At 42.6% G+C, this 11,375-nt stretch carries 11 protein-coding genes; 3 read left to right on the top strand and 8 right to left on the bottom strand.

Annotation, left to right across the window (positions count from 1 at the left end):
* Window positions 1–43: 43 nt before the first annotated feature.
* Both rpmE and rho read right to left on the bottom strand, forming a co-directional pair.
* Window positions 44–244 carry a 50S ribosomal protein L31 gene (rpmE, locus tag ACIRUQ_RS04425; RefSeq protein ID WP_021739751.1) on the bottom strand — a complete coding sequence of 67 codons (201 nt, stop codon included), beginning with the start codon at window positions 242–244 and terminating at the stop codon, window positions 44–46.
* 144 nt (window positions 245–388) lie between these two features.
* Window positions 389–1,903 (bottom strand): transcription termination factor Rho, encoded by a 1,515-nt coding sequence (gene rho / locus ACIRUQ_RS04420; protein WP_021739750.1) that lies wholly within the window; start codon window positions 1,901–1,903, stop codon window positions 389–391.
* Window positions 1,904–2,197: 294 nt separating this feature from the next.
* Between rho and ACIRUQ_RS04415 the strand changes: the two genes are divergently transcribed.
* The 3 genes from ACIRUQ_RS04415 (at window position 2,198) to ACIRUQ_RS04405 (ending at window position 4,855) form a co-directional block, all read left to right on the top strand.
* Window positions 2,198–3,352 carry an NADP-dependent malic enzyme gene (locus ACIRUQ_RS04415; protein WP_022035239.1) on the top strand — a complete coding sequence of 385 codons (1,155 nt, stop codon included), beginning with the start codon at window positions 2,198–2,200 and terminating at the stop codon, window positions 3,350–3,352.
* 5 nt (window positions 3,353–3,357) lie between these two features.
* Window positions 3,358–4,275: a TIGR01212 family radical SAM protein gene (locus ACIRUQ_RS04410; RefSeq protein ID WP_021739748.1), complete on the top strand. Its 918-nt coding sequence runs from the start codon at window positions 3,358–3,360 to the stop codon at window positions 4,273–4,275.
* A gap of 64 nt (window positions 4,276–4,339) precedes the next feature.
* Entirely contained in the window at window positions 4,340–4,855 is a 516-nt protein-coding gene (locus ACIRUQ_RS04405; protein ID WP_021739747.1) for a DUF4364 family protein, read from the top strand.
* Window positions 4,856–4,939: 84 nt separating this feature from the next.
* On the opposite strand, the gene ACIRUQ_RS04400 is transcribed toward ACIRUQ_RS04405, so the two are convergent.
* From ACIRUQ_RS04400 to ACIRUQ_RS04375, 6 genes are all read right to left on the bottom strand, one after another.
* The gene (locus ACIRUQ_RS04400; RefSeq protein ID WP_022035241.1) at window positions 4,940–5,503 is read right to left on the bottom strand and encodes a flavin reductase family protein; all 564 of its coding nucleotides are present in this window, start codon (window positions 5,501–5,503) and stop codon (window positions 4,940–4,942) included.
* Between the two features lie 37 nt (window positions 5,504–5,540).
* Entirely contained in the window at window positions 5,541–7,196 is a 1,656-nt protein-coding gene (locus ACIRUQ_RS04395; RefSeq protein WP_044964016.1) for a putative manganese-dependent inorganic diphosphatase, read from the bottom strand.
* Between the two features lie 95 nt (window positions 7,197–7,291).
* Entirely contained in the window at window positions 7,292–8,407 is a 1,116-nt protein-coding gene (locus ACIRUQ_RS04390) for a CdaR family transcriptional regulator (protein ID WP_021739744.1), read from the bottom strand.
* A 133-nt stretch (window positions 8,408–8,540) separates the two neighbouring features.
* Entirely contained in the window at window positions 8,541–9,653 is a 1,113-nt protein-coding gene (locus ACIRUQ_RS04385; protein ID WP_021739743.1) for an ABC transporter ATP-binding protein, read from the bottom strand.
* Between the two features lie 238 nt (window positions 9,654–9,891).
* The gene (locus ACIRUQ_RS04380; RefSeq protein WP_055288871.1) at window positions 9,892–10,326 is read right to left on the bottom strand and encodes a dUTP diphosphatase; all 435 of its coding nucleotides are present in this window, start codon (window positions 10,324–10,326) and stop codon (window positions 9,892–9,894) included.
* A gap of 128 nt (window positions 10,327–10,454) precedes the next feature.
* Window positions 10,455–11,345 carry a hypothetical protein gene (locus ACIRUQ_RS04375; protein ID WP_055288873.1) on the bottom strand — a complete coding sequence of 297 codons (891 nt, stop codon included), beginning with the start codon at window positions 11,343–11,345 and terminating at the stop codon, window positions 10,455–10,457.
* Window positions 11,346–11,375 lie beyond the last annotated feature (30 nt).

Genomic DNA, 11,375 nt, shown 5'->3' with positions numbered 1-11,375 from the left:
GAGATTTTGCAACCTCAACCTGATTTTCACACATATCTTACTATTATTTTAAGCCGTATTTCTTGTTGAACTTATCAATACGTCCACGTGCCTGAGCTGCTTTCTGCTGTCCTGTATAGAATGGATGGCATTTAGAACAAATCTCTACGTGAATATCGCTCTTTGTAGAACCTGTTACGAATGTGTTTCCGCAGTTACAGGTTACTGTTGCCTGATAATAATCCGGATGGATTCCTTCTCTCATTAATTTCACCTCGCATACCAAATTTCTTTGTAATTCTACTCTCGTCTATGAAAAACAATAAACTTGTTAATCTTTTGCACCGATACACTCTCGGTACACAGCTTTTAAATTGTATCATACAGCTTTATCTAATGCAAGCATTTTTTAGAAAATTTTACGTTTTTTGACAAGATCCACAAATTCTTTATTATTCTTCGTATGAACAAACATATTCAAAATATTTTCTACGGCCTCATCTGCTTTCATACCATTGAACGCTTTCCGCATAATATAGACTGCTTCCTGCTCATCCTGATCCAGCAGCAGATCTTCACGTCTCGTTCCGGATTTTACAATATCAATAGCCGGAAAGATACGCTTCTCCGACAGACGCCGATCCAGAATCAGTTCCATGTTACCGGTTCCTTTAAACTCCTCGTATACCATATCATCCATCTTGCTTCCGGTCTCTACCAGTGCTGTTGCAAGAATGGTCAGACTTCCTCCTTCACGCATGTTGCGAGCCGCACCAAAGAACCGTTTTGGCATATGAAGTGCTGCAGGATCCAGACCACCGGATAAGGTACGTCCACTTGGTGGAACTACCAGGTTATATGCTCTTGCCAGACGAGTAATGCTGTCCAACAGGATCATAACATCTTTTCCGTGCTCTACCAGACGTTTTGCACGCTCGATTACCATCTCAGACACCCGTTTGTGATGTTCCGGCAATTCATCAAACGTGGAATAAATGACTTCTACATTATCGCCCTCAATCGCCTCTTTAATATCTGTAACTTCCTCCGGACGTTCATCAATAAGTAAAATGATCATATGCATATCCGGATTATTATGTTTTACCGCATTCGCCACTTTTTTCATCAATGTGGTTTTTCCCGCCTTTGGCTGAGCTACGATCATACCACGCTGTCCTTTTCCTACCGGAGAAATCAGATCCATGATTCGCATAGCTGTTTCTTTCGGGGTTGTTTCAAGACGCAAACGCTCATTCGGGAAAATCGGGGTCAGATCCTCGAAAGCCTTTCTTCTGCTGGCCTCATACGGCGGATATCCGTTGACTGTGTTGATATACAACAAAGCACTAAATTTTTCACCCTGGGATTTGATTCGTTTATTACCACAGACAATATCGCCTGTTTTCAGATTGAAACGACGAATCTGAGAAGGAGCCACATATACATCATTGTCACCCGGCAGATAATTCTCACAACGGATAAATCCGTATCCGTCCGGCATAACTTCCAGAATACCATTTCCCTGCTCTCCGCTGTCCAAAGATGCCTCATCCTTACGGATTTCAGGCAGTTCTTCTTCCGACTGTTTTTCCGGATCATTCGTACTTCTGGTATCATTCACAGTTCTGCGCTCCGGACGTTCTCTGCGCTCATAAATACGTTTTCTGCTCTCATGCTCCGATTTTTCAGATTTGTGTTCTGTCTGCGTATGCTTTACACTCTCTGAATGCTTGTCTGCTTCCGATTTTTTTTCAGCATCATGTTCTGCTTCCCCGGCATGCGCCTTCTGTGCTTCCTTCTCATCTTCCTGCAGCATGCGTTCCACAAGTGCTGCTTTTTTCAGAGTTGAAATTCCCTTCAGCCCTCTGCTTTTTGCAAGTTCTTTTAAGACTGCCAGGGACAGGCTTTCGTATTTTTCTCTCATTTATAACCTCCGCCAAAGATATTTTGTCACGTTTATAAAATACTAAACTGTTAAAAATCGAACTGTTGCTATTTTTCTACGGTTCTTTCTATTGTGATGACCACAAGATCATCTGTTCTGTTTATCATTTCATAGTTTCATTGGATTTTCTTGTCAGAATCGACACGAATACTTGTCAGAACCGTATTATACACTAAAATCCTTTAAATAGGAAGTATTTTTTTGAATTCCTTGATTTGTGTTTTTTTTGATGGTATGATAGGCAGGAAAAATGATTACAAAGGAGCCACGAACATGGATTTAAAAGAAAAAGCATTAGCATTACATAAACAGTGGAACGGAAAGCTTTCCACGGAAGCAAAATCTCCGGTAAAATCCCGGGAAGATTTATCAATCGCATACACTCCGGGCGTTGCAGAGCCATGTAAAGTCATTGCAGAGGATCCTTCTGCTGCCTACACCTACACGATGAAAGCAAATACCGTCGCTGTTATCTCTGACGGAAGTGCCGTTCTTGGTCTCGGTAACATCGGTGCTCTGGCTGCTATGCCGGTTATGGAAGGAAAATGCGTACTCTTCAAAGAATTCGCAGATGTCAATGCAATTCCTATCGTACTGGACACACAGGACACAGAAGAAATTATCCGCACAGTTGCAAATATCGCACCTACCTTTGGCGGCATCAACCTGGAAGATATCTCTGCACCGAGATGTTTTGAAATTGAAGAACGTTTAAAATCCATGCTGAACATTCCAGTATTTCATGATGATCAGCACGGAACTGCCATCGTTGTACTGGCTGGTATCATCAATGCCCTGCGCGTTACCGGCAAACAGAAAGAAACTTGCCGCGTCGTTGTAAACGGTGCAGGTTCTGCCGGTATAGCCATCACAAAATTACTGCTTACCTATGGATTCAAACATGTGACTATGTGTGACAAGTTCGGCATCATCGGAAAAGATTATCCGGATCTGAACTGGATGCAGCAGAAAATGACAGAAGTAACAAACCTGGAAAAACAGACCGGTACACTGGCAGACGCTCTCCGCGGTGCTGATATCTTTGTCGGTGTATCTGCTCCGAATATTGTCTCCGCAGAAATGGTCGCTTCCATGAACAAAGATGCGATTCTCTTTGCCATGGCGAATCCGGTTCCAGAAATCATGCCGGATGTAGCGAAAGCTGCAGGTGCAAAAGTAGTCGGAACCGGTCGCAGCGATTTCCCGAACCAGGTAAATAACGTCATTGCTTTTCCTGGCATCTTCAAAGGTGCTCTGGAAGGACATGCACGTCAGATCACAGAAGAAATGAAACTTGCCGCTGCCAAAGCAATTGCAGATCTTGTCAGCGATGAAGAATTAAACGAAGATTTCATCATGCCTGAGCCATTTGATCCACGTGTATCTGATGTAGTCAGCCAGGCTGTAAAATCTCACATTGAAGCTTAGGATATATGAATCAGAATCATTTTTATTCACTGGACACCTATCTGAAAGAAACTTTTGGTGAAAAAGTATATCGTATTTCATTGAATGGTGGTATGACCTGCCCGAACCGTGACGGCACCAAGGGAACCCGCGGCTGTATCTTCTGCAGCCGCGGTGGCTCCGGTGATTTTGCTGAAAATCATCTGCTCTCTGTAAGTGAACAGATTGCATCCGGTCAAAAGAAACTGGCAGCTAAAACAAAATGCCGCAAATTTATCGCCTATTTTCAGGCGTATACAAACACCTATGCCCCTGTCTCTTATCTACGCCCGCTTTTTCTGGAAGCGATCCGCCATCCAGACATTGTTGTACTATCCATCGCCACAAGACCGGACTGTATCAATGATGAAATCCTCACACTGTTGTCCGAATTGAACCAGATCAAACCGGTGTGGATAGAATTCGGGCTCCAGACAATCCATGAGAAAACAGCAGATTTTATCCGCAGAGAATTTTCACTGGCATGTTATGAAACGGCAGTGACAGCCTTACACACCTGTAAAATTCCGGTGATCACCCATGTCATTCTCGGACTCCCCGGTGAGACAAAGCAGGATATGCTGGATACGGTAAACTATGTGGCACATTCTACGGTATCCGGTGTCAAGTTGCAGTTGCTTCATGTACTGTCTGATACTGATCTGGCAGATTATTATGAACAGCATCCATTTCCACTCTTTACGCTGGAAGAATACTGTGATTTTATCGCAGACTGTCTGGAACTGCTTCCCCCTTCCATGGTGGTACACCGCATTACCGGGGACGGTCCCCGCGCCCTGCTGCTGGCTCCCCGCTGGAGCACGGATAAAAAACGAGTGCTGAATACCATCCGTAAGCGTCTGCAAGAACGAAAGACCTATCAGGGAAGTAAATTTCAATCCTGATACTATGCTGTTGACATTCTTACTACAAGATATGCAGGAGAATATAGAAAGAAGGCATTGAACCATGACAGAATTAGACACCATGTACCGCGTTATGATCCTGTATATGCTGAACCTGGTCGAATATCCGCTGACTAACACACAAATCACAAATTTTGTTCTGGAAAAAGAATATACAAATTATTTCACGGTACAAGAAGCGATCACCAGTCTTCTGCAGACAGATCTGATCACTGCCGAATCCACCCATAACAATACCCGCTATCACCTGACAGACTACGGCCGACAAACCCTGGATTTTTTCCACACAAAAATATCCGATGCCATCAAAGAAGATATCCGTACTTATTTTCAGGCTCATCATTTTGATCTGCGACAGGAAACGGCAATTTTTGCCGATTACTATAAAGCAGCTAATCATGGATATGCTGTCCGTTGTCGAATTCAGAATCAACGCACTGACCTGGTAGATCTGACAATTCATGTACAGAACCGTGATCAGGCAGAGGCTGTCTGCCGTAACTGGAAACGGTCAAATTTTGATGTATATGAAATGCTAATGGACACTCTGATCCGATAAAAAGAAAAGAACAGGATATAGCAACTGGCTCTTCCGATTGCTATATCCTGTTCTTTTTTATTTAATATTTTTCATTCAGAGTTTCTATTTCTTTTTCACACTATAACCGAAAGACCCGATCTTCTCTCCAAGCTTAAAATATTCACCATGAGAATAAGCCGTCAGACCGATATCATTCAAATGAAATTTTCCCTTCTCATCCATATATTTCGGATCGACTGATACTGCCGTCACCTCCGCCAGAAACATATCGTGTGAACCAAGTTCCAACACCTGCTTTACTTTACATTCCAGACTTACCGGGCTTTCTGAAATACCAGGTGCGGAAATCGTCTTTGACTTACTCGGTGTCAGATTCATTTCTTTAAACTTATCTACATCCTTTCCGGACTTCACACCACAGTAATCGGTTGCAAAAGTCAGATCATTTGTAGTAAGGTTGATGACGAATTCTCCAGTTTCTCTGATAATATCATAAGAATAACGCTCTTTCCTAACAGAAATAGACACCATCGCCGGATCAGAACAGATTGTTCCGGTCCAGGCAACCGTAATAATATTCGGACGCTCTCCCGGTCTCTGACAGCTGATCATCACTGCCGGCACCGGATAAAGCATGTTTCCTGCTTTCCAATACTCTCTTTCCATCGCTCTCTTATCCTTTCTCACTTTATGATTGCAGACTCTACTGTTCCTGCATCGCTGACATAAACATCGGAATCAGCTGCTTCTTTCTGGATACAACACCTTTCAAGACATGATAATCGCCTTCTTTATGAACATGGTATGCTTTTTCTACTAAGTCATCTGCCTTTTCACCCGCACAGATAAGATAAGTTGTCTCTTCAATAATATTTGTCAGCATCACAAATACCATCTCGATTTTTCGTTCTACCAGAACGTCCCGCAAATATGGCAGTAATTTGTCACGCACCTGCTCCAGTTCTTCCTGGGTCATGGCACTGAGCTGACCGACACCAAACTCCACACCATCCTGGCTGAAAGTTTTGAAATCCTGATAGAAAATTTCTTCCGGTGTTTTGCTTCCGAAATCACTGCCGGCCTGGAACATTGCTTTTGCGTGCTCCTCGATATTGATATCAGCGATCTGTGCCAGTTCTTCTGCAACAGCCTTATCAAGCGGTGTGCAGGTCGGAGAACGGTACATCAGTGTGTCAGACAGAATTGCCGAACAGAGTAATCCTGCTACTTTTTTATCAATGGCAACCTTCTGCTCCTGATACATCTGATAGATGATTGTTGCTGTACATCCCAGTGGCTGATTCCGGAAAAATACCGGGGACATCGTCTCAAGACTTCCAATCCGGTGGTGATCAATGATCTCCAGAATATCCGCTCCACTAATGCCGTCTACTGCCTGTGTCTTTTCATTATGATCCACCAGAATCAACTGTTTTTTCTTCATATTCAACAGGTTTCGTCTGGAAATCATGCCGATGTATTTGCCATCCTCGTCCAGTACCGGAAAATCACGATGTTTTTCCTTGGACATAATCTCGCGTACCTCGTCAATATACTCTTCTGTTTCAAAAGTGACCAACTGTTCCCGGCGCATAAAGAATTTGATTGGCATGCTCTGGTTGATCAGACGGGCTGCTGTATAAGTATCGTAATCCGTTGTGATCAGTACGCAATGCTTCTCCTCTGCCATTTTTACAATCGTTTTCGGAACCTGTGGGCTTCCGGCGATCACAATACAGCTTGCATTGGACTCCAGTGCACAGATCTGAGCATCATAACGGTTTCCCATGATAACCAGATCATCATCCTCCAGAAACTGTTCCATGGTTTCCGGATTTGCAGAGCCAACCACTACTTTTCCTTTCATAAAGTATGCATGCTCATTGCCACACAGCATAGTTCCGTCCAGTGTATCCACAATATTCTGATACTGTGTCTTGGCACGGGACAAAATACTGTTATCATATACATCCATATAAGAAGTTGCAATATCACCTGTAATGATCAGACCCTCAAGATTATTCTCCTTATCCGTCACCGGAAGCGTTACAACATTCTGCTCCTTCATCATTTCCCAGGCACGTTTCAGAGAAATTTTGCCGCTGACACCCGGGGTCTTCCGAATCTCGATATCCTTTACCTGTGCCCCAACGTCTGTGATCAATCCAGGCGATTTTACCCCAAATGTATCCAGCACATATTTTGTCTCTTCATTCAGTTCACCGGCACGTTTTGCCTCGTATCGATTCCCGTCCGCCTGATTTTTCAGATTTGCATAAGCGATGGCAGCACAGATAGAATCTGTATCCGGATTCTTATGTCCTACCACCCAGACTTTCTTTTTTTCGTTTATACTCATATCTGATTTTTTACTCCTGTACCCTTTATTGCTTAACGTGTAAGTACCCAGCAACATACGTCACTGGGTATTATATTATTTTACCACTTCAGTTTTTATTTGGCAACTATGGATTGTGCTTCCTGTGCAATTGTATTTCGACGGGTACGAACCATCATTGCGATTTTGAATAACATCGCATCTTCAAAAGTCCGTATATCCAGACCAAGTTTCTTTTCGATACGTTCCAGACGATACACCAGCGTATTGCGATGAATAAAGAGCTGTCTGGCCGTCTCAGATATGTTTAGATTGTTGTCAAACAGATGATTGATCGTCGCCAGAGTCTCCTCGTCCAGTTCCACCTCTGCGTGCTCTCCCAGTACTTCTTCCAGAAAAAGATCACAAAGTTCCGGGGACAGCTGTTGAATAATCCGTCCAAGACCAAGATGACGGTAATAAAACACCCGCTCTTCGTCATAAAATACCGTTCCAATCTGCAACGCCGTACATGCCTGCTGATACCGGCTACGGAAGTCCAAAAAACTCTCTGCCGGATCCGAATAGCCCACCCAGGCATTGATCATGGCCTCTGTCTGAAGATTATCTATAATGCAGCGTGCATATTGTTCTGCCTTCATCTCCATGCCCTGAACATTTTTGATCAGCACGACACAGTCCTCTTCCACATCCACCAGATAATCTACATTATACAAGACAAACAGATTCTTCAATGTTTCCATGACAATCTCATCCTGTTCTGTCGCCAGACGTATCACATATAACAAATACGATCCGCTTTTCAGTCGGACTTCCTGATTTTCTTCCCGTATCTGCCGTTCAGAATAATCGCCATGCAGCATGCGGCGCAGAAAATTAGTCTCATTTACCGGCTCTTGTGCAGACAGGTACAAATTTCGGATCTGGCAGGCTGCCATCCGTCCAATGACATAGGAAGAGTCCTCACTTCCATTTTTATTGACCAGTAAAATGTGTTCTGTTTTCTCATTAATCTCGATTTTCAGGAAAATCCAGTCCTGGATCGTCTGACTTTCTGCCATGGATTTTCCAAACTGTGTCACAAACTCCTGCATCTTCATATCCGGTTCGGGACAGGTCGACGCCAGAAGTTTTCCTTTTTTTGAAAAAAGGACGAAATCCATTCTGGATATTTCTTTCATTTCACGCAATGCCTGCGTCAGTTTTTTCCCGGATATATGTGCTTCCGCCACTGTTCTTACCTCCCAAATCAATTATTGACGTACAGGGAAGGAACACCCTATACAACAAAACTGGGTATGATACTCATACCCAGTCTTATATCTACACAACTGCCTCAATGTACATACAATTGTATTTCATCTCTTAGTGTGAAATAATCTGCTCTGTCTCTTTGTCGAAAATATGTCCTTTGTCGATATCGAAAGCAACTGTCACATCATCACCATAGCGGCATGGTGTAGTGGAATCAACTTTAGCAGTCATTGTGACACCATTAGTTGTGTAGTACAGTAATACTTCAGAACCAAGCAGCTCATATCCGGTACATTTTGCTTTGATCGTATATCCTGCATGTTTTTCAATATACTCAGAATAATCATCCATATCATCCGGACGAATACCAAATACAACCGTCTTTCCGTCATATCCACCATCTTTTAATGCCTTTGCTTTATTTGCAGGCATTACATAAGTTGCATCGCCATTTGTCAGAGTAACTTTGTCACCCTCGATTTTGCATACGCAATCCATGAAGTTCATCTGCGGAGAACCGATGAATCCTGCAACAAACAGGTTGTTCGGCTCATTATACAGTTTCTGCGGAGAATCTACCTGCATGATGACACCGTCTTTCATAACAACGATTCTTGTACCAAGTGTCATAGCCTCAGTCTGATCATGAGTTACATAGATGATAGTTGCACCAAGTCTCTGATGTAAGGAAGAAATCTCAGAACGCATCTGTACTCTTAATTTTGCATCCAGGTTGGAAAGCGGCTCATCCATCAGGAATACTTTCGGCTCTCGCACAATAGCACGTCCCATGGCAACACGCTGTCTCTGTCCACCGGAAAGAGCTTTTGGTTTACGATCCAGTAATTTCTCAAGATCAAGAATTCTTGCTGCGTTACGAACTTTTTTATCGATCTCGTCTTTCGGAACTTTTCTTAATTTTAACGCAAATGCCATATTATTATATACTGTCATATGAGGATATAATGCATAGTTCTGGAATACCATGGCAATATCTCTGTCTTTCGGTTCAACATCGTTCATTCTTTTACCGTCGATATCGAACTCACCTTCAGAAATTTCCTCCAGACCTGCGATCATACGAAGTGTTGTAGATTTACCACATCCAGACGGACCTACGAAGATGATAAATTCTTTATCTGCTACATCAAGGTTAAAATCCTTTACAGCCTCAAAACCGTTTGGATATCTCTTATAAACGTGTTTCAATGATAATTCTGCCATTTTTAATTACCCTCCATAAAATAATTCTCCACAAAACCACTGCTTTGCTTTATGTTGTTATTTTAACAAATTGTGTTTCTTTTGTCATCAGGTATTTTAACAAAATTACCATCAAAACCTTGTTATTTCTGCCAGTTTTTTGTATATATCTCATAATTTTTCAGCATTACGCCGATAGGTTTCCAATTTTTTTGACATTTTAACGAACTTGTTTGTAAAGTGGACATTCAACCGCAGATTATTGTTTTCCGGTACTGCCAAAGCCACCACGGTTACTGTTTCCCAGAGCATTTACCTCCTGGAACACTATCTGTGGCTGATTTTGCATAATTCGGAACTGACAGATTCTGTCATTAAGATTTACAACCGTATCACGGGTCGCATATACCGGCATCCGCCACATATCTTCATCGCCACAGTAAGAACCATCAATAATGCCGCAGCTGTTCACCTGCAACAGGCCATAGTTTTTAAAGGTGGAACTGCGTGGAACCACATGTGCCTCATATCCCTTCGGCAACTCCATGGCAACGCCCAGCGGAATCAACTTAAATTCACCAGCCTTTAATTCTACGGTCTCGCTGGCTCGCAGATCAATCCAGTCAGATTTTCCGTCGATATACTCCAGTTTATCAATTTTATCCGTAAAATATTTAATTCGAATGTTTTCCATTTTATCTTCCTCCATTTATTGATAAGCACAATTCTGATTACGTAATTACGCTAAGAAGACCTGGTATCCTCTGTAAACACCAGGTCTCCTACTGCTTTTATGTATTTTATATCAATGATTTTATCATCCTAATCCTGATATAAATAACAATCAAATTCTTCTGTATTGTCATTCAAGGCACAAGCACCATAAAGATCTTCCAGTTCTTCCGGAACTGCTACAAGTACATCGATATAATTATTATCCATGGACTCCGTCTCCGGCTGACTGATAGTAAACAGTTTTTCCACCGGATAATAAGTGTCTGGATTACCATCCATATCTTCATCGGACCAGAAACTGATCAGATCAGCCGTCAGGTATGACAGATTATACGTTTCAGGCAGATTGTTTTTGATATTTATAGAAATCAGATAATACACATATCCGGGTTCTGTCGTAAGTGTGGAAAGCTGTTCCAGTTCTCCATCGGTAGCCTCTGTGAAATAATCATTCACATATTCCTCCCAGTCTACCTCGCTGAGCTCATCTCCCAGATAATCCGCCCATGCATAATCTACATAAATGCGGTTTTGATATTCCGGATCAATCACTTCCTCTGTCTGTTCGTAATCCTGATCACCAATCTCCCATCCATCATTGAAAATATCCTGTACATGAGAAAACAGAACCGCTGCTACTGCCGAAATACCGACGATCATACATATCACAATAACGAAAATTTTTACTCCCATATGCTCTCTGATTTCGCTGTTATCGGATCTGTCAGCTGACTTCCACCCAGTTTCACGTTTCTCTTCCTCATGTGCATAGGACTTCGGACTGTGCTTGTAAGTATTTTTGGGTTCCTGATACCAGTCATGCTGATGCGGATGGCTCCCGGTATCATATCTGTCATGCATGTTTTGTTCCATATCCTCCCGACTGTCCAACCGGTTATACCGCGCACACTTCGGGCAAATCCCGCTGTACTTGTCATAATCATACACTTTACCACATTTTCCGCATTGTATCAGCATTCTGTCATCCCCCAATCATATGTTCTGTTA

Origin of the sequence: Eubacterium ramulus (assembly GCF_045002895.1) — a bacterium.
Classification (GTDB): Bacteria; Bacillota; Clostridia; order Lachnospirales; family Lachnospiraceae; genus Eubacterium_I; species Eubacterium_I ramulus.
Note: the sequence above shows the minus strand (reverse complement) of the source record. Positions and strands in the feature narration are given on the sequence as shown.

Bases quoted from the DNA above. Each gene is read 5' to 3' on its own strand.
- ACIRUQ_RS04415 (WP_022035239.1), top strand. From the start codon at position 2,198: ATGGATTTAAAAGAAAAAGCATTAGCATTACATAAACAGTGGAACGGA.
- rho (WP_021739750.1), bottom strand. From the start codon at position 1,903: ATGAGAGAAAAATACGAAAGCCTGTCCCTGGCAGTCTTAAAAGAACTT.
- ACIRUQ_RS04395 (WP_044964016.1), bottom strand. From the start codon at position 7,196: ATGAGTATAAACGAAAAAAAGAAAGTCTGGGTGGTAGGACATAAGAAT.
- rpmE (WP_021739751.1), bottom strand. From the start codon at position 244: ATGAGAGAAGGAATCCATCCGGATTATTATCAGGCAACAGTAACCTGT.
- ACIRUQ_RS04380 (WP_055288871.1), bottom strand. From the start codon at position 10,326: ATGGAAAACATTCGAATTAAATATTTTACGGATAAAATTGATAAACTG.
- ACIRUQ_RS04385 (WP_021739743.1), bottom strand. From the start codon at position 9,653: ATGGCAGAATTATCATTGAAACACGTTTATAAGAGATATCCAAACGGT.
- ACIRUQ_RS04400 (WP_022035241.1), bottom strand. From the start codon at position 5,503: ATGGAAAGAGAGTATTGGAAAGCAGGAAACATGCTTTATCCGGTGCCG.
- ACIRUQ_RS04405 (WP_021739747.1), top strand. From the start codon at position 4,340: ATGACAGAATTAGACACCATGTACCGCGTTATGATCCTGTATATGCTG.
- ACIRUQ_RS04375 (WP_055288873.1), bottom strand. From the start codon at position 11,345: ATGCTGATACAATGCGGAAAATGTGGTAAAGTGTATGATTATGACAAG.
- ACIRUQ_RS04410 (WP_021739748.1), top strand. From the start codon at position 3,358: ATGAATCAGAATCATTTTTATTCACTGGACACCTATCTGAAAGAAACT.